This is a genomic window from Gleimia hominis, from assembly GCF_032085515.1.
Classification (GTDB): Bacteria; Actinomycetota; Actinomycetes; order Actinomycetales; family Actinomycetaceae; genus Gleimia; species Gleimia hominis.
On record NZ_JASXSX010000005.1, the window covers coordinates 67015 to 88872 of the forward strand.

Annotated in this window: 19 protein-coding genes; 14 read left to right on the top strand and 5 right to left on the bottom strand. The window is 60.2% G+C overall.

Annotated elements, in window-relative coordinates; genetic code table 11:
- The first annotated feature begins 7 nt into the window (after nucleotides 1–7).
- Together QS713_RS08585 and thiL are read left to right on the top strand one after the other, a co-directional pair.
- A complete protein-coding gene (locus QS713_RS08585; RefSeq protein ID WP_313274515.1) occupies nucleotides 8–937 on the top strand; it encodes a TrmH family RNA methyltransferase in 930 nt (309 codons plus the stop codon).
- Nucleotides 879–1898 (top strand): thiamine-phosphate kinase, encoded by a 1020-nt coding sequence (gene thiL, locus QS713_RS08590; protein ID WP_313274516.1) that lies wholly within the window; start codon nucleotides 879–881, stop codon nucleotides 1896–1898. Before QS713_RS08585 ends, thiL begins: the two co-directional genes overlap by 59 nt.
- Before the next feature lie 207 nt (nucleotides 1899–2105).
- Here thiL and rpmB read toward each other — a convergent pair whose 3' ends face one another.
- Nucleotides 2106–2297 carry a 50S ribosomal protein L28 gene (rpmB, locus tag QS713_RS08595; RefSeq protein ID WP_102215643.1) on the bottom strand — a complete coding sequence of 64 codons (192 nt, stop codon included), beginning with the start codon at nucleotides 2295–2297 and terminating at the stop codon, nucleotides 2106–2108.
- Nucleotides 2298–2770: 473 nt separating this feature from the next.
- On the opposite strand from rpmB, the gene QS713_RS08600 reads away from it, so the two are divergent.
- The 12 genes from QS713_RS08600 (at nucleotide 2771) to QS713_RS08655 (ending at nucleotide 15264) form a co-directional block, all read left to right on the top strand.
- Complete coding sequence (locus QS713_RS08600; protein ID WP_313274518.1) at nucleotides 2771–5011, top strand: alpha-galactosidase; 2241 nt, start codon at nucleotides 2771–2773, stop codon at nucleotides 5009–5011.
- A complete protein-coding gene (locus QS713_RS08605; RefSeq protein WP_102215645.1) occupies nucleotides 5008–5913 on the top strand; it encodes a carbohydrate ABC transporter permease in 906 nt (301 codons plus the stop codon). The genes QS713_RS08600 and QS713_RS08605 overlap by 4 nt, the downstream gene beginning before the upstream one ends.
- A 4-nt stretch (nucleotides 5914–5917) precedes the next feature.
- A complete protein-coding gene (locus QS713_RS08610; RefSeq protein ID WP_313274520.1) occupies nucleotides 5918–6925 on the top strand; it encodes a carbohydrate ABC transporter permease in 1008 nt (335 codons plus the stop codon).
- 6 nt (nucleotides 6926–6931) lie between these two features.
- Nucleotides 6932–8284, top strand: coding sequence for an ABC transporter substrate-binding protein (locus QS713_RS08615; protein ID WP_313274523.1), 1353 nt, complete (start codon nucleotides 6932–6934; stop codon nucleotides 8282–8284).
- A gap of 93 nt (nucleotides 8285–8377) precedes the next feature.
- Nucleotides 8378–10507 (top strand): ATP-dependent DNA helicase RecG, encoded by a 2130-nt coding sequence (locus tag QS713_RS08620; protein WP_313274526.1) that lies wholly within the window; start codon nucleotides 8378–8380, stop codon nucleotides 10505–10507.
- Nucleotides 10504–11073 carry a 16S rRNA (guanine(966)-N(2))-methyltransferase RsmD gene (rsmD, locus tag QS713_RS08625; protein WP_313274529.1) on the top strand — a complete coding sequence of 190 codons (570 nt, stop codon included), beginning with the start codon at nucleotides 10504–10506 and terminating at the stop codon, nucleotides 11071–11073. The genes QS713_RS08620 and rsmD overlap by 4 nt, the downstream gene beginning before the upstream one ends.
- Entirely contained in the window at nucleotides 11070–11558 is a 489-nt protein-coding gene (gene coaD, locus QS713_RS08630) for a pantetheine-phosphate adenylyltransferase (RefSeq protein WP_313274532.1), read from the top strand. The genes rsmD and coaD overlap by 4 nt, the downstream gene beginning before the upstream one ends.
- An 11-nt stretch (nucleotides 11559–11569) precedes the next feature.
- A complete protein-coding gene (locus QS713_RS08635) occupies nucleotides 11570–12289 on the top strand; it encodes a hypothetical protein (RefSeq protein ID WP_313274535.1) in 720 nt (239 codons plus the stop codon).
- A gap of 87 nt (nucleotides 12290–12376) precedes the next feature.
- The gene (locus QS713_RS08640) at nucleotides 12377–12931 is read left to right on the top strand and encodes a YceD family protein (protein ID WP_313274537.1); all 555 of its coding nucleotides are present in this window, start codon (nucleotides 12377–12379) and stop codon (nucleotides 12929–12931) included.
- A gap of 2 nt (nucleotides 12932–12933) precedes the next feature.
- Nucleotides 12934–13659 carry a ribonuclease III gene (rnc, locus tag QS713_RS08645; RefSeq protein ID WP_313274540.1) on the top strand — a complete coding sequence of 242 codons (726 nt, stop codon included), beginning with the start codon at nucleotides 12934–12936 and terminating at the stop codon, nucleotides 13657–13659.
- A 3-nt stretch (nucleotides 13660–13662) separates the two neighbouring features.
- Nucleotides 13663–14544 carry a bifunctional DNA-formamidopyrimidine glycosylase/DNA-(apurinic or apyrimidinic site) lyase gene (mutM, locus tag QS713_RS08650; RefSeq protein WP_313274543.1) on the top strand — a complete coding sequence of 294 codons (882 nt, stop codon included), beginning with the start codon at nucleotides 13663–13665 and terminating at the stop codon, nucleotides 14542–14544.
- A gap of 87 nt (nucleotides 14545–14631) precedes the next feature.
- Nucleotides 14632–15264 (top strand): response regulator, encoded by a 633-nt coding sequence (locus QS713_RS08655; RefSeq protein WP_102216517.1) that lies wholly within the window; start codon nucleotides 14632–14634, stop codon nucleotides 15262–15264.
- A 187-nt stretch (nucleotides 15265–15451) separates the two neighbouring features.
- Here QS713_RS08655 and QS713_RS08660 read toward each other — a convergent pair whose 3' ends face one another.
- The 4 genes from QS713_RS08660 to cydB form a co-directional block, all read right to left on the bottom strand.
- Nucleotides 15452–17128 (bottom strand): sensor histidine kinase, encoded by a 1677-nt coding sequence (locus QS713_RS08660; protein WP_313274546.1) that lies wholly within the window; start codon nucleotides 17126–17128, stop codon nucleotides 15452–15454.
- Entirely contained in the window at nucleotides 17115–18893 is a 1779-nt protein-coding gene (gene cydC / locus QS713_RS08665) for a thiol reductant ABC exporter subunit CydC (RefSeq protein WP_313274548.1), read from the bottom strand. The genes QS713_RS08660 and cydC overlap by 14 nt, the downstream gene beginning before the upstream one ends.
- Nucleotides 18890–20638, bottom strand: coding sequence for a thiol reductant ABC exporter subunit CydD (gene cydD / locus QS713_RS08670; protein WP_313274550.1), 1749 nt, complete (start codon nucleotides 20636–20638; stop codon nucleotides 18890–18892). The genes cydC and cydD overlap by 4 nt, the downstream gene beginning before the upstream one ends.
- A gap of 88 nt (nucleotides 20639–20726) precedes the next feature.
- Complete coding sequence (gene cydB / locus QS713_RS08675; RefSeq protein ID WP_313274552.1) at nucleotides 20727–21851, bottom strand: cytochrome d ubiquinol oxidase subunit II; 1125 nt, start codon at nucleotides 21849–21851, stop codon at nucleotides 20727–20729.
- Nucleotides 21852–21858: the final 7 nt, after the last annotated feature.

Genomic DNA, 21858 nt, shown 5'->3' on the forward strand with positions numbered 1-21858 from the left:
AGGAAAGTTGAGTTCGACTGGGAACCAGTCGGCCAGGCGCCCGGCTATTCTAGCTAACCCCAACTCGGATCGAATCCGGGAGGTAGCTCGACTAGCCGGGCGTTCTGCACGCCGACGCGCAGGACGAGTACTAGTAGAAGGCCCCCAAGCGGTACGCGAAGCATTGCGGTTTTGTGGCCGCGACCTCAAAGACGTGTATCTCAGCTCGACCGCGATGGAACGCGACTTTGAACTAACCCAGCTGGCGCGCACAAAAACCCGGTGGGTACACGAAGTCACCGACGAAGTATCGAACGCGATATCTAAAGACGCTCAAGGCGTTAGCGCGGTCGTAGAGGACTTCAGAACCGATGGACTACCCCGCGTGGACTGGTCATTCGTGATGATTCTCGCTGGAATTCAAGACCCCGGAAATGTGGGCACCATGATTCGCATCGCGGATGCCGCGGGGGCGGATGCGGTGCTGGCATGCTCTGGAACCGCAGACGTGTCTTCCCCGAAAGTGGTGCGCGCCTCCGCCGGTTCCGTATTCCACTTACCCACCGTCGTGAACGTGTCATTCGAAGATGCGGCGCAGTGGGCGCACGCGCGCAACATGACGGTGTTGGGCGCAGATGGACGTGGCTCAACCGATTTGTTCGACGCAGAGCTGGGTGGAGAAGCAGTGGATTTAGCCGCGCCGACCGCCTGGGTTTTCGGCAATGAGGCACATGGATTCGCCCAAGTGGAAACCGGTGCGATCGACCACCTGGTGGCAATCCCACTGGCCGGGCACGCGGAATCACTGAACGTGTCCGCAGCCGCCGCCGTGTGCATGTTCGCGTCCGCCCGGATGCGCCGGCTCGTGGGAGGCATCGCCGGGCCACGAGTGGGCGGCGATGGACCCGGAGCAGGAGGCTCAGATGGGGCGCCAGTGGGAGGCTCAGATGGGGCGTGAGGACGCACTAATCGCCGCGATGCGCCGCCACCTGCCAGTAGGAGAACGCACCCTCATCGGTTCCGGCGACGACTGCGCTTCAATCGCGGCGCCCGAGCAGCGGTTCATCGTCACTACAGATGCGATTGTAGAAAATGAGCATTTCACGTTGGAATGGTCCTCGTTTCATGACGTGGGTCGGCGTGCAGCAGCGCAGAACCTCGCGGATATAGCAGCCCAAGGGGGGCGGGCAAGTGCCCTGGTGGTCGCGCTAGTGATGCCACCCTACGTGTCCGACGAGCAGGTGGTGGATCTCGTCACTGGTTTTGGCCAGGAAGTGTCGTGCACACGCGCAGGGGTTGTTGGCGGTGACGTGACCGCCGGGTCGCAACTGGTTGTGTCCGTAACCGCCTTGGGTTATACGCCGTATGGCGACGTGCAGCGCGGCAACGCGCAGGTGGGGGACGTGGTTGCGATTTGCGGTACCCTCGGGTTTTCGTACGTCGGCTACCAGCTGCTAAAGACGGGGCAGGTACCGGGGACTTTGCGCACCAGTGAGGTACAGCCAACCTTGGCGCCGTACGTGGATACGTACCGGGCCCCGCACCCACCGTATGAGGCCGGTGTGCTTGCCGCGCAGGCGGGGGCGCACGCGATGATGGATATTTCGGACGGCCTGTCCACGGACGCCAAACGCATGGCGGATGCGTCCGCGGTTACGCTCGCGTTCGTCGGCACGCAGCTGAGGGGCTTTTCGCGTCAGCTTAAACCGGGGGCGGAAGCAGCCGGGGTTGATCCGTGGGAATGCGTGCTGAATGGGGGTGAAGACCACTCGCTGCTGGCCTGCTTCCCACCCGAGAGCACGCTGCCAGACGGCTTTCAGGTAGTGGGCCGGGTTGAGGAAAGCGCTGAGGGAGGAGCGGTTACGCTGGACGGGCGGCCGGTAGCGGAAGCCGGGTGGGATCACCTCTCTGAACGCTAAGCGCGATGTTCCCGCCGTGAGTGCTTAGGTTTGAAACGGCGATGTTTCCGCCGTGAGTGCTCAGGTTTGAAACGGCGATGCTTCCGCCGCACGCGCTCAGGTTTGAAACCGTGATGTTCCCGCCGCGAACGCTTACCCTCGAACTAGTTTGGGCATGCGAAAAGACCCCGCGATGAGCGGGGTCTTTTCGTTTAAGAACGCGTTTACTTAGGCAGGACGCTGAATGCGTTCGCTCTTAATGCAGGTGGTGCACACGTTGAGACGCTTAGGCGTCCCGTTAACGATCGCGCGCACACGCTGAATATTGGGGTTCCAACGACGGTTCGTCCGCACGTGGGAGTGCGAAACGCTCTTGCCGAAGCCCGGACCCTTGCCACACACGTCGCACTTTGAAGCCACGGTCGTATCTCCGATTCTTATTAGCTTACTTTCCTACATGAGCGACAGACCACGTGGGTCCACCACCCACCCGCCCGGCACGTACAGCCGCTGCAGGCAACTTGATTAGTATAACTCAAGCGTGTGCGTGCAGCTAGCTCGAACCCGTCTTTTCAGTGTCGGGTTGAGCACAGTCGCGCAGCAGGTAGTTCGCCCTTTTCTTTTTCGCCTGAGGACTCAGGATACTCAAAGCCGGCCGGGCTCGCGTACAGTCGCTCGGGCCTCAGGAAAAATGCGGAAAAACCTGGTCCTAAAGGACTAAACCCGACCTGCAAGCTAGTGTTATGTAACCCCCGTGAAAACGCTCGAGAAACCATTGTGACCTGGCGGAAGTTAAAGAAACGACTAGACTATTTGGGTGACGCAAATAACACAGTGGGACGCGTCTTCTCGGTTGTAAAAATAGGCCCAATGAAGCTCCTAGGAAGGTCTGAATGATGACTTTAATTCATCTGCGCGCCAACGGCGTAAGTGTTCTGATCGAAAGTGCGGACGATGCTCCACCAGCAATCTTGCACTGGGGGGAAGACCTGGGGGCAATAGACGCAGAATCGGCTACTCAGGTGCGCAGCTGTATTGACCTACCGGTGGGGACGAATGCGCCCGACGTGCCGCTGCGCCCCGCACTGCTCATGCAGGCGGGTGACGGGTGGAGTGGACGCCCCAGCGTGCAGGGCGCGTTCGCGGATGGTTCCGGATTCTCCCCAAAATTCGCCACCACCGCAGTTGCAGCGCAGAGCGGACGCGGTGACGCGCAGCCCGTGACGGAAAAGTTCAAGCAAATGGGCTCAGGCAGTGTCGGGTACACGCTGGAGGCGGACACGGGGCTGGCGGGGGTGCTCACCGTTGAACTGACCGAACAGGGGCTGCTGCGCAGTCGAATGAAACTCACGAACGCGGCCGCGCAACCCTACCAACTCAGTGGCTTGTGCCTAGCGCTGCCGGTGCCGTTGGATGCGGTAGAGACCCTGGATTTTGCTGGTAGGTGGGGGAAGGAACGCGTTCCGCAGCGGCAAGAAATCACGGTGGGGACGCATCTGCGGGAGGGCCGCAAGGGCCGCACCGGGGCGGATGCCGCATACGTGCTGCATGCGGGAGAGCGCGGTTTCAACTTCGGAAGTGGGAAGATCTGGGCGCTGCACACAGCCTGGTCGGGCAACCACGTTACCTACTTGGAACGCACCTACAGTGGCGTGCAAGTACTGGGCGGTGGGGAACTGCTACTGCCCGGCGAATGCACGCTCGAACCCGGTGACAGCTACACGTCTCCTTTCGTGTACGCCTCATTTGGCCACGGGTTAGACCAGGTGGCGGCTCGTTTCCACCAGTTCATGCGCGCACGCCCTCAGCATCCGAAGACGCCGCGTCCGGTTACGTTGAACGTGTGGGAAGCGGTGTATTTTGACCACGACCTAGACAAACTCAAACGGCTAGCGGACATTGCTAGTGAGGTCGGGGTCGAACGGTACGTGTTGGATGACGGTTGGTTCGGTGCCCGCCGCAGTGACCACGCGGGGTTGGGTGACTGGGTGGTGTCCAAAGATGTGTGGCCACACGGGTTGCGCCCCCTGTCGGATTATGTGAAAAGCCTGGGCATGAAGTTCGGTTTGTGGTTTGAACCGGAGATGGTGAACTTGGATTCGGATGTGGCGCGTGCTCACCCGGAGTGGGTGATGCAGGCTGGTTCGCGCATGCCGATTCCGTCGCGTGACCAGCAGGTGCTTAACCTCGCGATTCCGCAGGCTTACGCGCACGTTCGCGATCAGATGGTGCGGGTCATTGAGGACGCGGATGTATCTTACATTAAGTGGGATCACAACCGGGATCTGATCGATGCGGGGTACGCGGAGTCTGGGAAGGCAGCGTTTCACGCGCAGACTTTGGCGGCGTACACGCTGATGGATGAGCTCAAAGCCCGGTTCCCAGGGTTGGAGATTGAATCGTGTTCTTCCGGTGGGGGCCGCGTTGATTTAGAGGTGTTGCAGCATGCGGATCGCGTGTGGGTTTCGGATTGTATTGATCCGCTTGAACGCCAGCAGATGAATCGTTGGACCGCGCAGCTGATTCCACTGGAAATGATGGGGTCCCATATTGCGTCTGAGGTTTCGCACACCACGGGGCGGACGCATTCGTTGTCTTTCCGGGCAGTTACCGCCATGTTTGGCCACTTGGGTATCGAGTGGGATTTGGAGGCCGCGAGCCCGGCGGATCGGCAAGAATTGCGCTACTGGTTGGATGTGTACAAGCAGCACCGCGACTTACTGTCGACCGGCCGCCTGGTGCGTGCGGATCGGGGTGAGGATTCCGTATGGGTCACGGGCGTTGTGGCACAAGACCAGGCGCAGGCTCTGTACCAGATGGTCAGCGTGGATCGTAGCGCCATGTCCCCGCGGGGTTGTTTCACGTTCCCGGGTTTGGATCCGCACAAAGACTACCGGGTGCGGTTATTAATGGCGCACACGCCGCCGTCGGGTTTTAAACCTCCCAAATGGCTTGAGGGTAGTTGGCCAAACAGCGCTGCCAAGAGTGCGGGCAATGCTCCCGCTGAGCAGTCGGGCCGGGCGTACGAGGTCGCGCGGATTCGCGGGAGCTTACTGTCCGAGGTGGGGCTCGCCGTGCCGTCGATTAACCCCGAGCAAGCACTGTTATTTGAGGTTAGTGAGGCCGTCCGATGAGTGTGAATCCCACTTCGTCATCGCGGTGGCGCAGAAAACTGGGGGACTTGCCGCTGGCGATTGTCTTTCTTATCCCCGCGTCCATAGGCCTGCTGGTGTTCCTATTGCGCCCACTAATTATGGGGATCTATTATTCGTTCACTAAATACGACTTGCTGACCCCACCGCAGTGGATTGGGTTAGAAAACTACCGGCAAATGTTTGCCGACCCCGTGTTTTGGAACGCGATTAAAGTAACCCTGTACTACGTGGTGGTCAACATTGGGGTACAGACCGTGGTGGCGTTGCTGATCGCGGTGCTGATGCAACGGTTGACGCAATCCACGTGGCTGCGTTCAATCGTGCTCACCCCGTACCTGGTGTCGAACGTAGTGGCAGCGATCGTGTTCTTGTGGATTTTGGACACGAACATGGGGATTGGCAACAAGCTGTTGGAAGCCTTGGGGATCGGCGCGCAGAACTTCTGGGGGAGTGAAGCCCTGGTGATCCCCACGATTGCGCTGGTGAACGTGTGGCGACACATGGGGTACACCGCACTGCTTATTTTCGCGGGCCTGCAGGGAATCCCGAACGACGTGTACGAGGCCGCTAAAACGGATGGGGCCAGTGAGGTCCAAGCGTTTTTCCGAATCACTTTGCCACTGCTGCGCCCAATTTTGGCGCTGGTGCTAATCATGTCGATAGTCGGTTCGTTCCAAGTGTTCGACACGGTGTCGGTCGCAACGGGTGGTGGCCCAGTGGATGCCTCCCGCGTGCTGCAGATGTACATTTACGACCGCGCGTTTGCCCAGTTCGACTTCGGGTACGCTTCCGCGATGAGCGTGGCGCTGCTGGTAATCCTCGGGATTGTAACGATTGTGCAGTACAAGGTTTCCCGTGCGGGCGAGACGGATTTGGGGTAAGACCATGGACAAGAACACACAGCCTGTAACGGGTCCGGTCCTTGAGGGGCGGGGTGCGCGCACAGATGCGGCACAAACCCCCGTTCGTGAACCTGCCGACAAAACCGCGCCGCGCGGCACTAAAAAGCGGCGTAAACGCTGGTCGGTGGGGCGAGTGCTCGCGTGGGCATTCATGATCCTAATCATTGTGATCACCCTCTTCCCGTTCTACTGGATTCTACGGACCGCTCTGTCTGCCAACGGTGCGTTGGCAACCAACGCGGGTAACCTGTTGCCGGCAGGGGGCATTAACTGGGGTGGGTTTGCACGCGTCTTCGGTTTGCAAGACGTGCAAACCGCGATCGAACAGGGAGGTAGCGGTGCCACCATCGACTTTTGGCGGTACCTGTTGAACTCCGTGGTGGTCGCCACGTGCATAACGGTGTTCCAAACCACGTTCTGCGCAATGGCCGCGTTCGCGTTCTCCCGCCTTCGTTGGCCGGGCAGAAACGCGGTGTACGCCATCTTCCTGTCCGCCCTCATGATTCCTTTAATCTTCACGTACCTACCGAACTTCACGCTCATCAAGAGTTTGGGGTTGGTGGATACGCTCCTGGGGATCATGCTGCCAACCATGTTCATCTCACCGTTCGCGATCTTCTTCTTGCGCCAGTTCTTCATGAACATTCCCCGCGAACTTGAGGAGGCGCAGCTGCTCGACGGAGTTTCCCGGCTCGGTACTTTTGTGCGGCTGATCGTGCCTATGTCACAGGGCCCAATCGTGACCCTCGCGCTACTGACGTACATCACTGCGTGGAACGATTACTTCTGGCCCCTGCTGGTTTCTTACACCGACGATTCACGCGTGCTCACTGTGGCACTGGGCGTGTTCCGCGCGCAGGCACCCCAATCCGGTACTGACTGGGCGGGGCTTATGGCAGCCACACTCGTAGCAGCACTGCCGATGCTGCTGCTGTTCGCACTGTTTGCTAAACGAATCGTCAACTCCATTGCATTCACGGGGATCAAGTAGGTCAAGATGAAGAATAGAACTGGAATTTTGAGCACCGCCGCAGCACTGGTGTCAACTCTTACGCTCGCGGTTGCCGGATGCTCCTCAAGCACATTTTCTGGCAGCAAAACCGCGATTGACTACTGGATGTGGGACGCGAACCAACTACCCGGCTACCAGCAGTGCGCGCAGGATTTCATGAAGGAAAACGACGATATCGACATCCGTATCACGCAGGTGGGGTGGGACGACTACTGGACTAAACTAACCGCGGGTTTCGTGGCGGATGCGGGACCGGACGTGTTCACCGACCACGTGGCCCGTTACCCGGAGTTCCAAGAACGCGGTGTGCTGCTCCCACTCGATGACGTGGGGCCGCTCAAAGACCTCAACCCGCAGGAGTTCATGACCGGGCTGGCGGACATGTGGATTGGTCAAGATGGCAAACGCTACGGCGTGCCGAAAGACTACGACACCGTGGCGATCATGTACGACAAGAACGTGCTGCGGGATGCGGGAATCAGCGAAGAGGAACTGCAAAACGCGAACTGGAACCCCGACGACGGCGGTTCTTTCGGGAAGATCATCCGCCACCTTACCGTGGATAAGAACGGTAAACGCGGGGATGAAGATGGGTTCGATAAAACTAAAATCCAAACCTATGGGCTTGCGGCGGACCCGACGTTAGACTACGTGGGGCAGACCAGCTGGTCCCCGTTCGCCCTGTCCACCGGGTGGACGCACACGGACGTGCCGGTGTGGGGCACAAAGTTCCAGTACGACGACCCGCGGTTCCAAAAAACCATGCAGTGGTACGCGGGGCTCACAAAAGAGGGGATACTGCCCGCGTACGGTGAGTTCGGGGAAGCATTCCCCGCAGATCAGCAACTGGGTGCGCACCGGGCCGCACTCGCCATCGCGGGTTCTTGGATGATCAATGGGTACGACCGGTTGAAAGACATTGACCTGGGAATTGCCCCGTTGCCCAGCGGTCCCTCTGGTCACCCCGCCACCATGTACAACGGGTTGGGCGATTCCATCTCTAAGCAGACTAAGAACCCGCGCGAGGCCGCCCGCTGGGTTGCCTACCTGGGGTCTGACAAATGTCAAAACGTGATCGGACGGCAAGGAATCGTGTTCCCAGCCCGACCAGCGGGAACTCAAGAAGCGGTGAAAGCATTCCAGGACCGCGGGATTGACGTCACCCCATTCACAGACCGGGTGGAACGCAAAGAAACCTCCCGCTACCCACTAACCGTCAGTGGGGCAGCCCTGTTTGCGAAAGCCCGCCCGTACTTTGATGCAGTCTGGATTGGCTCTAAAGACCCATCCACGTTCACAGAAATGAATCAGCAGATGAATCGCATTTTGAAACGCTAGCCACCCCTCAGGGGCATCGTGAGCATCAGAAGTAAGCGGTCGGGCGGTACCTGGAAGTGAACGGCCGGGCAGTAACTGTGGGATACTACCGGTATGGATGCGATAGCCGGATTGCTAGACCGACCCCTAGAACAGGTGCTCGGAAAACGATCCGCTAAGAAACTCGCGGGCCTGGGGATCGAAACCGGGCGGCACCTAATCACCCACTACCCACGTCGATACGCACACTGGGGGAAACTCACCCCGCTGGAACTAGTGCACCCGGGCCAAGACGTCACTATCCTCGCGCGTGTGCAGTCAGTACAGATGCTGCAAAACCGAGCGGGTGGTGTGCGCCTCTCCGTAGTGCTCACGGACGGACACCGGTCGATAAACGCGGTTTTTTTCGCTAAACACCCCGGGCGGCTCGCCCCAATAGAACGCGCACTCGAACCCGGGTCACAGCATTTGTTTGCCGGCAAAGTGGGGGACTACCAAGGGAGCTTGCAGCTGAGCCACCCGCAGTTCGAATCTACACAAGCCCAAGACGCGCGCGAGAAAGCCGACAAACCCATCCCCATTTACCCGGCGCAACAACGATGCCCATCGTGGTTCATCCACAAGTGCGCGAAACTGCTGTTAGGGATGCTCACCCCTCAGGACCTACCCGACGTCCTAACCGAAAAAGAACGGGAAGAACGCGGCCTCGTCCCCCTTTTGGAAGGGGTGCGGGAGCTACACGACCCGACGTCAGACGCGGCACTGGAAACGGCTAAGAAAACGGTGAAATGGTCCGAAGCCCTCGCACTCCAAGTGGCCATGCTGGCGCGGCACGACGAACTGAAACGCAAAAACGCACCCGCAATCAACCAAAATGGAATCGAACAAGTGGTGGCAGACCTCCCATTTCAACTCACCGGTGGCCAACAAGATGCGCTGCACACCATCGCGCGGGACATGCAGCAGACCACTCCGATGCAACGCCTCCTGCAAGCGGACGTGGGCGCGGGCAAAACCGTGGTCGCCGGCCTCGCAATGACCGCAGCCGTGAACGCGGGCTACCAAGCGGCCCTGCTGGCACCCACACAAGTGCTCGCACAACAGCACGCGCAATCACTGTCGACCCTACTGCCCGTCCCCGTTAGCGTACTCACCAGCGCCAGCAGTGCGAGCAGCCGAAACGAAGCCCTGCAGCGCGCCGCCAGTGGACAACCCGGTATCTTTGTTGGCACCCACGCCCTGCTAGAAGACAGCTTCAACTTCGGTGCGCTGGGCCTAGTGGTGGTCGATGAACAGCACCGGTTTGGGGTCCGTCAACGCGATAAACTGCGTGAAAACGCTGGCTCAATGCTGCCCCACATGCTCACCATGACAGCCACGCCAATTCCACGCACCATCGCCATCACCGTGTTCGGTGACCTGGACGTAACTACCATCCGCGAACTCCCCAAAGGTCGCAAAACCACTGAAACCTACGTGGTTCCCGCCGAAAACGCCGCGTGGATGAACCGGATGTGGGAGCGAGCCGCAGAAGAAGTAAAAGCAGGCGGACGCGTATTCGTAGTTACCCCCCGGATAGAATCGCAAGAAAAACCTGCCGCGCAAGGAAAATCCGCTAAAGGGGAAGAAGAACCGGAGTTAGCGAACGTCGCGGACACTGCCCGCGAGCTCACCAACCTCCCGGTGCTCGCGGGGATTCGCATAGGTACGTTGCACGGGCGGATGAATCCGGATAGTAAAACCGAGGCAATTGAAGCCTTTAACAACGGTGACATCGGCATTCTCGTCACCACTACCGTGATCGAAGTAGGGGTAGACATATCGGCCGCGTCGATGATGGTGATTTTGGATGCACACCAGTTCGGACTGTCCCAACTGCACCAGTTGCGCGGCCGGGTCGGCCGGGACGGACAAAAAGCAGTGTGCATGGCCGTAGCCCGCCCAGCCCTCCCCTCGGTATCGATCAAGCGGTTGCAAGTGTTTGCCGACACCACAGATGGTTTCGAACTTGCGGAAGCAGACCTGAAGCTCCGTTCGGAAGGGGACGTGCTGGGGGAGGGCCAGTCGGGCGGACGCACCTCCCTGTCGCTGCTGCGAGTGATGCGGGACCACGCGATCATCGAACAAGCCCGTTCGCTCGGTAAAGAAATAATTGCGGCAGATCCGCACCTGGCCCACCGGCCAGCGCTTGCCGAGCGAGTGGAAAACCTGCAAGTTCAAGCACAGTGGATGGAGAGAACATGACGCGGATCATCGCGGGCACGTACAAAGGCAGGGAACTGGCGGTTCCCACGCGGGGGACGCGCCCCACATCTTCGCGCGTGCGGGAAGCGCTGTTTTCGCGCCTAGAAGCTTGGGATGAGCTGGAGGGCGCGCGCGTACTGGACCTGTACGCGGGTTCGGGCGCACTGGGGCTAGAGGCCATTTCACGCGGCGCGCAAAGCGCGGTTCTGGTAGATAAGGCGCGGGAGGCAAACCGGGTGATGAGCAAGAACATCCGCTGCCTTGACGCACCAGCGCACGCGGTTGCGCAAGACGCCTACCAGTTCGCGTGCAGCACCAAGCAACCGGCCTACACCCTGGTTTTCATTGACCCACCCTACGACTACCCAGCGCAGCAACTTGCACGCGTTCTCGATGCACTTCGGAGCGGTCTAGAACCTCAGGCACTTGTAGTAGTGGAGGGATCCACCCGCTCAACTGCACCTAGCTGGCCGGCGGGATACACGGAAGAATCGACGCGCAAATGGGGCGAGACGAGGGCGTGGTTCCTCACGTACACGGGTAATGAGGGTAGCGTGGAGGTATGACGAGAGCGCTGATTCCCGGCTCATTTGACCCGATCACGTTGGGGCACGTAGATATTATCGAGCGGTGCACGAACCTGTTTGAAGACGTGATCGTGGGGGTGGCTAACAACTGGTCGAAACGGTACTTGTTTAACGCTCACGAACGCGTGAGTTTAGCCAAAACAGTTACGCAAAACCTGGCGAACGTGCAGGTTGCCCGCGTGGAAGGACTACTGGCGCTGTGGTGCGAACAAAACGGTGTGGACGTGATCGTGAAAGGGCTGCGCACCGCTGGGGACGCGAGTTTCGAACTGCCCCAAGCGACCGTGAACCACAACCTTGCGGACATTGAAACCCTGTTCCTACCCACCCGCGCGCACCTCGCGCACATTTCCTCGACGATTGTGAAGGAAGTGGCGGTCAACAAGGGGTCTGTGCGTGCAATGGTGCCGGAGCCGGTTGAACGCGCGTTACGCGATAGAATTGACAGCACTACCACCCTGTAAGGAGTCTTGAGATGAGTAACCACGAAACCCCCGCTTCGGATTTTGACGAGGTGGTGGCGGGTCCGAAAGCGGATTCGCAGAACATTGACGACGTGTACGGGCCATCTACCGTGATTGCCGCGATCGAACAGATTGAAGAACTTGTGGAGGAAGCGCGGGCCTTGCCGATGAGCGCGTCCGTGTTGGTTAACAAGGCGGAGATGCTGGATTTGCTGGCGCAGGCCCGGCAGGCGCTCCCGGATGACCTGTTGGCGGCGGATGCGGTAGTGGCAGATGCTGACGCGGTGATGGTACGGGCCGATGACGCGGCCCAAACCACGTTGGATGAAGCGAACGCGCGGGCAAAAACGATTGTTGAGGACGCGCGCAGTAAAGCTGAAGAACTGACGCAGCGGGCTCAGGAGGATGCGCAGCAGGAGGTGGCGCGCGCGCAGCAGGAAGCAGCAGCTACTGTTGAGCAAGCCCATGAGGAAGCGCGGCGAGTGGAACAGCAGGCCCGGGAGCGTGCGGAAGAGCTCGTTAGTGAGCAGCCGATTGTGGAGCAGGCGCGTGAACGTGGGGAAGAGATTGTTAATAAGGCGCGTAAGCACGCGTTAGAACTGGCGAATGGGGCGGATTCGTACTGCCAGGAATCACTCACGGCGCTGACGAAAACTTTAGAGAAAATGTATTCGCAGGCGCAGGCGGGGCGGGAAAAGATTGAGTCCCACCGCCGCGCTGATCACGAGTAGCCGACTGCTATTCGTCGGGTGCAAATAGTTGTGATGACGAGCCGTCGCGCTCGAACGCGGCGGTGTGGATAAGAGAGGTTGAACGGCGTGAGCCAACCATTTGCGGGTGCCAAGCTGTCTATCGCCACGCTCCCTACGCGCAGTGGGAGTGTGCGGGATTACCAGTTGGAGCTTGCGGCTCCAGACGATTTGGGGACCCAGGTGATGACGGTTCCGGCGGGCCAGGTGATTCCCGTGGACGTGACTGTGACGTCTATGGAAGATGGCGTGTTGCTGCAGATTCAAGCTGATGCTTCGGCGCGGGCGGAGTGCGTGCGGTGTTTGCGTCCCGTTTCGCAAGACGTGCACGTGGACGTGCATGAAATGTTGTTTACCCCCGAGGCTGTGGCCCGGATTCGTAAGGAAGATGGAGATGAAGCGGTCGAGGACCTGGTGGTGCTGGAGGGCGACGAGATTGAGCTGGAACCCTGGTTGCGGGACGCGATTGTGACGAGTTTTCCGTACGCCCCGTTGTGTAAGCCCGATTGTGAGGGGCTGTGCGACGTATGTGGGAAACGCTGGGAGGACCTGCCGGATGATCACGAGCACGAGGTATTGGACCCGCGGTTTTCGGCGTTGAAAGATTTCTTTAAGGAGGATTAGGGGTGTCGTCACATTCGCGTAAAGCAGCGCCGCCGGCAGCGGTGAACTCGCAGATTGCAGACCTGATGGGGGCGTGGTCTATAGAGTTGGACCCGGATTTGGCGGTGACTGCGCTTACGCACCGGTCGTTCGCGTTCGAGATGGGTGGGATTGAGCACAATGAGCGGCTCGAGTTCCTGGGTGATTCCGTGTTGTCGATTGTGGTTACGGAATACCTGTTTAAAACGTTCCCATCTGAGTCGGAGGCGCAGCTGTCTCGTATGCGCGGGGCCATCGTGTCTGAGCGGACACTGGCGAAAGTGGCGCGCGGGATTCATCTGGGGGATTTCATTTTGCTTGGCAAGGGCGAGAACCTCACGGGTGGGCGCGAACGTGATTCGATTTTGTGTGACACGACGGAAGCGATGATTGGCGCGACCTATTTGACGTACGGACTAGAGACCACGCGCAAAGTGGTGGAGCACCATTTGAAACCCTTTTTGGATAACGCGGTTCAGATGGGCCGGTCGTCGGACTATAAGACGACGCTTCAGGAATATTGTTCGCATGAGGGACTGGGGGAGCCGGTGTATGAGGCAATCGGCTCCGGCCCAGACCACGCGCGCCGGTTCCACGCAACCGTGACAATCGGGGGGCGCGTAGCCGGTGAGGGGGATGCGACCTCGAAGAAGAACGCGACCGCGGCGGCTGCGCGGGCCGCTTTCTTGAGCTTATCGGGCGCGAACTGATCGATGCCGGAGCTTCCCGAAGTTGAAACTATCCGCGCGGGGCTAGACCCCCACGTTCGGGGCCGCACTATTACGCGCGCGCACGTGTGGCACCCCCGCATAGCTCGTACGTCCGAGTCGCCGCACGCACTTGAGCAGGCCCTCACGGGGCTGCAAATTGAGTCGACCGCGCGGCGGGGCAAATTCATGTGGGCGGTAGCGCAAAAAGGGCAGCGGGAACCCCGGGCGATTGTGATGCACCTGGGGATGTCGGGGCAGCTTCACTGGCACGAACCGGCCGCGGCGCCGTTGGCGCGTAAACGTCACGAACACGTGCGCTTAGAATTTGACGACGGGTCGGTGCTGAGTTTTGTTGACCAACGCACGTTCGGGCGGGTTGAAGTGGTGCCACTGTTGGTTACGCAGCAGGGGGATCGCGTGCCCACCAGTGCGGCGCATATTGCGCGTGACCCACTGGATCCACTGCTGGACCTCGCGGCGGTAAGTAGACGCATCCGCGCATCCCGCACGCCCATTAAAACCCTGCTGCTGAATCAGGCAGTGGTCTCGGGGGTGGGGAATATTTACGCGGACGAGGCCCTGTGGGCAACCCAGATTTTTGGGGGCCGGCGGGGACGGGCCCTGCGGGTGCGGGACGTAAGTGCGGTATTGGAGGCGTGCCGAGAGGTGATTGAACGGTCGATTGCCGCGGGAGGCACGTCGTTTGACACGCTGTATGTGAATATTGAAGGCCAGGCGGGTTATTTTGAGCGTGAGCTCCAAGTGTATGGACGGGAAGGGCAAAACTGTCGGCGCTGCGGAGCTGTAATTAGGCGGATTGTGATTTCTAACCGCTCACATTTTTACTGTCCGCACTGTCAACGCGGGAGGTTAATCCGCGGGTAGTCTGCGTACAATAGGACTGGTTTAGTTTTTGCCACTTCGAACCTGTGGGGTGAGTTTGTGAATAGTGAAAGTAAAGCCGTTCGCGTGATGATCATTGACGACCACGAGATTGTCCGAAGGGGCATCGCGGAACTCGTTGACCGGGCGGATGATCTGGAGGTCGTGGCGGAAGCCGGGTCGGTTGAAGATGCGATCCGCCGCGCCGAACTGGTGGTGCCCGACGTGATGCTGGTGGACCTGCAGCTACCGGACGGCACGGGGATTGACATTATGCGGAAACTGCGAGAGACAAAACCGCAGATCCGCCCGATTGTACTCACGTCGTTTGATGACGATTCCGCTTTGTCAGAGGCCCTTGAGGTGGGGGCTTTAGCTTACGTTTTGAAGACGGTGCACGGGGCGGAGATTACGGATGTGATCCGCGCGGTTGCTGACGGTCGGGTACTGCTTGACGAGCGGACGGTGACGCGGCGGCGGGCCGACCACGGGGACCCAACCGCGGACTTAACGCCGTCCGAACGCAAGGTACTGGGGCTGATTGGTGACGGGTTGTCGAACCGCGAGATCGGGGAGAAACTCGGGGTGGCAGAGAAAACCGTGAAGAACCACATCACGTCCCTGCTTTCCAAAATGGGGTTGCAGCGCCGCACCCAGGTGGCCGCGTGGGTTGCTGGTCAGCGCGCGGCGGCGTGGCGGAACCAAACCCCACCGCGGCCATAATCCCCGCCTAACCAAGCAGCTGGACTCGCGCCCTGCTAGCGGCCGCGGATGAACCCGGCGGGGTGGGAATGCTTCCGCGCCTCCGCCCCGCCCGCAGTTTCACACGCGGGCCTGCCCCGCTGCCCCCCCCTTCGCACGAACCCCGCGAGTCAAGGCGCTCCCGCTCGGGAACGCTGCCCGCACGGGATCAGTAGTCTGCGAGCGGCACGGTCCAAACCATGGTGGTGCCGTGCCCGGTTTGTGCCGGCCCGATTTTGAACGAGCCTTTCAACCTGCGCGCTCGCATCCGCAGGTTCCCCAGACCGGAGGTACGGGTGCGGTTCTTCGGAATCCCCACCCCATCGTCTGTGACCCGCACGCTGATTTCCCCCAGTTCCGCGTGCCCGTGCACGTCAATCAGTACTTGCGCGGCCGTTGCGTGGGCGTGGCGGGCAATGTTTGATAGGCCTTCGCGCACCACTGCCACAACGTCGTCGGCGATCGCGTCATCCACCCGGGCGGACACTTCGTCGATACTATCCGGGTCGTCGGGTTCAATCAGCTGCCCGTCCAGATCTAGGATCAGCGAGGGAGCGAACCCCAGTGAGTTCCGCGCAATCGACGTTTCCCTGCGTAACCGCTCCACCAGGTCCACTTCCTGATCTGGTTCCCGGAGGTCGTGCACGATCGAGCGGATTTGCCGCACGGACGCGTCAACGGCCTCAAGCGCATCTGAAAGAATCGAATCGATCTGCTCTCTTGTGGTGTCGCCGGTGTAAAGTTTCGCTTTCGCCGTGTCAATCCGCATGCCCGTGGCAAATAGCTGTTGGATAGCGAAGTCGTGTAGGTCCCGGCCGATGCGGTCGCGTTCGTCGTAAAGCGCCGCCATATCCTCCGTGTGACGGGCTGAAGATAGTTCGAGGGCAAACGCAGCCTGCCCCGCCAGGGCTTCTGCGAGCGGCAGGTCGGAGCGGTTGAATGCGGGCGCACCAATCTTTCGCAAGATCAGTAGGACGCCCTGGGCCACGCCCCGGTTGATTAGCGGCACGTACATGGCGGGGCCGAAGTTTTTGAGTTGGTCGACCCGCAGCATTGAGGCGTTTGCGAGCGAATCCACGATCATGCCGGTTCCTTCGTGGACCACCGCCATGGCGCGTCCCTCTGGGGGAAATACGGTGCCCAGCAGGGTGTCCGCCATGTAGCCTTCCGAAATTTCGCACGCCCACGAGTAGCCCACGGACGGCAGGACGATCAGCGCGGTGTCGGCCTGCGCCACGTCTAGCACAGTTTTCGCGATGTGCGGCAGGATTTCCTCTTCGTCGTTGCCTTCCAGCATGGAGGTGACGATTCTTTGAGTACCTTTCATCCACCGCTCCCGGTTGCGTGATTCTTGGTACAGGCGCGCTTTCGCTACGGTTGCGGCGGCGACGCGCGTGAGGGCGTGCAGCATGCGCACGTCGTCATCGTCAAAATCAGTGGGCTTGTTCACTAGGTACAGGCGGCTCATGGTTTGATCGTGGATCGGCGTGGGGGTGACGAGGAGTTTATGGAGGGTTTCCGCGTCACTTTGGGGGATGCGATCCAAGCTGGAGGCGTCGTTGAGGATGTAGGTTTCGTCGGTGGGCACAAGGTTCACCAGGTTCATACCCGTGAAGACTTGTTCGGTTTCACTGGGGTGGGTGTAGTCGCGGTTGAAGAACAGGCGGGCTTCCCCCCAGGTGTCGAGTATCGACAGGGCGCCGTAGCGGGCGTTCGTGAGTCTTGTGGCTTCGTTAACGAAAGCTTGGAGGATTCCGTCTACACCGGATGCTGCCGTCAGTTTTATCATTGCGTCCACGAGTTTTTCCGCGTGGGGTAGGGTCGGCTGACTGTCAGGCGAGGTCATCGGTGTCTCCTTCCTGGGACAGAGCCCATTGGTACTGTTCGTTCGTTCGTTTCAAGTCGTTGTGACTGCCGCGGGCAGAAACCGTGGCGCTGCGGGTCCCGTCTGGATTTGCGGTTGGGTCCAGCACGAGCACTTCATCTGCCGCTTCAAGCGGGGTGAGTCGGTGCGTCACCACCAGCGCGCCCCGGTTTTGGTCCGATTCCAGCAGGTCACGGATCAGCCCGTCTGCCGTTTGGGTGTCGACGTGCTCACCGGGTTCGTCTATTAGCATGAGGGGAGCCGGGCTGGCGAGGGCGCGGGCCAGCAGTAGCCGGCGCCGTTCTCCACCGGAAATTGTGCTGCCTTCGGATCCGAGGAGGGTACCGACCCCGTCGGTGAGTTCAGCGGCCCACTGTCCCAAGCCGGCGCGGCGCAGGAGTTCGTGCGCGTCCTCAGCTGTGATAGTGGGGGTGGCGACCCGCAGGTTCTCTAAAACGGTGGTGGCGAACACGTGTGCGTCTTCGGCGGTGAGGGACACGTATTTACCCACGTCGGCGCGGGCGAGCGTGTGAATGTCGCGTCCGCACAGGGTTACGGAACCAGACTTGGGTTCTAGTAGGCCCGCGAGCGTGTATAGGAGCGTTGTTTTCCCGATTCCGGAGGGCCCCACGATCCCGGTGTGGGAGCCAGGCCGGAGCGTGAGGTTTATCCCGGACGCCACTACGGGTCCGCCGGGCCATCCGACTGCGAGGTCTTTGGCCTCTAACACGGGGGTGAGCCCGGGTTCTAGGTGTGCTTGACCCTGTGGGGCGGCGCTCAACAGGTCATCCAGGCGCACGGCAGCGCGAGCAGATTTGACGAGTTGCACGGCCGCGGGGCCTAGATCAGAAGTGGCTTCAAATGCGGACAGGGGGGTTAATACCACTACGGCGAGTGCCACGGCCGCGAGAGTGCCCCCAAGCGTTGAGGGAATCCCGATCCACATGGCTCCGCTCACCGCCACCGCCACGCCAACGAGGTCCACGAACGCGGCGAGGCCGGCAACGAACGCGGCGTCATTCTTCGCTTTACGCAACCGAGTTTCAGTTTCAGCAATTGAGTTGTGCACCGCGGGGAGGCGGCCCTCAACGGCTAATTCACTGGCGTGGTCCACGAGCGTAACCGCGTTTGCAGCAAGTTCGGTGCGAGCTAAGTCGGTGGCTTCCTGGGACCGGCGCGTAGCCACAACCGTCAGGAGCGGACCGGCTACGCCCGACAGCGCGAGCCCAAGTAGGAGCACGAGGGCACTGCCCACTGACAGGAACGCGATCCCCACCACTGTCCCGGCGCTGCACACGAGCGCGACCGCTGCGGGCAAAACAGATTTAACCAACAGGTCACCCACGGCGTCCACGTCCGTGCCGGTGCGGGCCAATAGGTCTCCGCGTCGCAGTGACACCACTTTATCGGCCTGTGAGCGCGCCAAAATTGCGTAGACGTTGTCGCGCAACGCCGCGATCCCGTCCATCGCGACCGCGTGCGAGGCCAGGCGTTGGGCGTAACGCAGCACTGCTTTAGAGACCCCGAAGAACCTCACGCCCACGGTGGCGACCATGAGGTACATAACTGGTGGCTGCTGGGAGGCGCGGGCAATTAGCCACGCGGAGGTCGCGCCCAAACCGATGGCCGCACCGATCCCAAGTGCGCCCAGCAGCACGGCGAGTGCGAACTTTGGTTTAGAGATCTCTAGCAGCCGTAAGATGCGCCGGATTGCGCGGCGCTCGGTTTTGGATAGAAAAAGATTCACGACTGCGCTCCTTCGAGCAAATCCGGGGTGCTGGTGACGCTTAGGGTATGCGCTTCGCTTTGCACCAGTTCGGGGTAACGCTGTTCTTCCGCGGCTGTTGCGGCGCGCGAGACCACTTCGATCACGTGATCGGCCGCATCCGTGACGGCCTTGCGATGGGCTATTACTATCACTCGCCGGCCTTGGCTTTGCAGCCGCTTGATCGTGTCGATCACCTGGGTTTGCGTCATGGCATCCAGATGCGCAGTAGGTTCGTCAAGAATCACAATTGGCGCATCCGACAGTAAGGCGCGCGTCAGTGCCAGTCGTTGGCGCTGACCCACCGATAGTCCCACGCCCGCGTGGCCCACTTTGGTGTCCCACCCTTGCGGGCACTGCGCGAGGACTTCATCGAAGCGGGTGGCGCGCGCTGCTGCGGCCAGTGCCTCATCACTAACTGCGCTTCCCGAGGTCACGTTGTCACGGATTGTGCCCGGCAGTATCGCAGGGTTTTGCGGCACCCACGTAACGCAGTTCCACCAGCTTTGCGGATCCAAGTCCCTCAGGTCTAAAACTGAATCTCCGGCGCGCAGTAGAATATTTCCGCGCGTGGGGGGCAGTAATTGTAGGAGCGTCATGATGGTCGTGGTTTTCCCAGCGCCGGAAGCTCCCACGAGTGCGGTGATTGACCCCGGTTCTATGCGTGCATTCAGTGCTGCCGGTGCCCACGCTCCCCGCGCGGCGACGGACAGGTCCTTGAATTCGATGGTTGCGCTGCGCACATCGGGCGCCGGGATGGTGCCCGGTTTAATGACTGGGGTTTCTAAGATTTCGAACGCGGATTGGGCTGCGGAAAGCCCATCGGCGGAAGCGTGGAACTGTTTGCCAACTTCGCGCAACGGTAAGAACACTTCCGGCGCGAGCATGATTACCGCCAGGCCAGTGAACAGGTCAACCGTGCCACTAACCATCCGCAGCCCCACCCAGACTGCTACCAGTGCCACCGACAGGGTCGCTAAGAACTCCAAGATCGCGCCGGACAGGAACGCCACCCGCAGTGTCTGCATCGTGGTGCGCGCATGTTTTTGCCCGAGCGTGTGAATGTGCTCGCGGGGCGCGCGTTGCCGCCCAAGTGCCTGCAGGGTCGGTAGGCCCGCGATTACGTCTAGCAGCTGCGTGGCGAGCCGTTCCATGGTGGCAAGTTTTTCATCAGAAAACTGTTGCGTGAGTTTGCCCACGAGGATCATGAAAATAGGGATCAGTGGGATTGCAAAGATGGCGTACAGGGCCGACGTCCAGTCGAAATACAGCATCACCAAAATCGTGAGGGGCGTTACCGTAGCGGTGAGGACTAGTTGCGGAAGGTAAGCCACGAAGTACGGACCTAAGTCGTCTAAACCCCGCGTGATTAGGGTCACCGTGTCGGTCCCGTGGCGGGCTAACCAGCGGGGCCCCAGCTGGCTGGCGTGGTGCAGCACTTTGGACCGCAGTTCAATAATCGTGTCGTGCGCGGCGCGTTCCCCCATGGACTGGCGCAGCCACGTGAGGGCCGCGCGGGTGAGCACTGCGATTAGGAAACCCAGAATGTACCCGCGAACTTGAACTAGGGAAGCGCCGTGCGTGATGACGGGGGAGATGGCGGCCGCAATGCAGTAAACCTGCGCAACCACGAGGATTGCGTTAAGGGTACCGAGCAGGGCCACGAGCCCGATGTACTTGCGGGCAGCGCGGGCGTAGCGCAGTAAGCGCGGGTCAAATGGTTTCAACCTGTTTCCTTCTGGCCGATTACATACTGTTCCATCATAAGACTGCGGGACCAGCAAACGCTGGTCCCGCAGTAACTCTCAGTGAAGATTAGCCTTGAAGGAAGTTAGCTCCGAGACGAATCTTCGTGGGGTGCAAACCGGTGTTCGTGGACACGTCATCGGGGGAGATGCGGTCGCGGAACACGTGGTAAGACCATGCGGTGTAGGCAAGCACGATGGGGACAAACACCACCGCGCAAATCGTCATGACCGTTAGCGTACCGGTCGTGGACGACGCCTGCTCAATCGTGAGCGAGTACATGTCGTCGATCGACGAGCGCATCACGTTCGGTGCCATCGCAACGAAGATGAATGCGACTGCCGAGGCGATGCTAACCGAAGACAGCAGGAACGAAGTGACCGACTTGTTCATCGCTTTTTGCGTAAACGCCGCGGATGCAATCAGTGCCAGCGCAGCCACTACCAGGGGAATCCACGCCCAAGAGTTCGTGGCGTAACGCAGCATTGCCCACAGGGCCCACACTGCAACCACCAGGGTCGCAACGATTGAGAAGGTGGAAGAAAGCTTCTCCGCCCGCTCATGCACCGCCCCTTCGGTCTTGAGGGACAGGAACTGCGCGCCCTGTGACAAGCACAGCGACAGCACGGCGAGCCCACCGAGAATCGTGAACGGCGTGAGGAGGGAGAAGAAACCACCGGTGAGGTTGTGCACGGAGTGCGCCAGAACCTCAGGCGTAATTGCCCCCTGTACCGCCTCGTTCGTGGTCGGGTCCACAACCTCAATCTTCATGCCCTGAACCAGGTTCGCGAACGCAACCCCAAGCAGGATCGGCACAACCCAACCGGCGATACTGTGCAGCACATCCCAGGTGTGGCGCCACCGCAGCGTGTTGATGCTCTTGCGCCATTCAAGTGCGGCGATGCGCAAAATCAGCAGCACCAGCACCAGGAACAAAGCCAGGTACATGCCGGAGAACATGGTGGCGTACCACTCTGGGAACGCCGCGAACGTAGCCCCGCCGGCGGTTAGTAACCAAACTTCGTTACCGTCCCAGTGCGGGCCGATTGTGCGAACCGTTTGCGTGCGTTCTTTATCGTTTTTCGCCACGATTGGCAGTAACGCACCGACCCCGAAGTCGAAACCTTCGAGAACTAGGTAGCCCGTCCAGAGGACGGCGATCAGAATGAACCAAAGAATACTGAGCCAACTCATTGTCTAT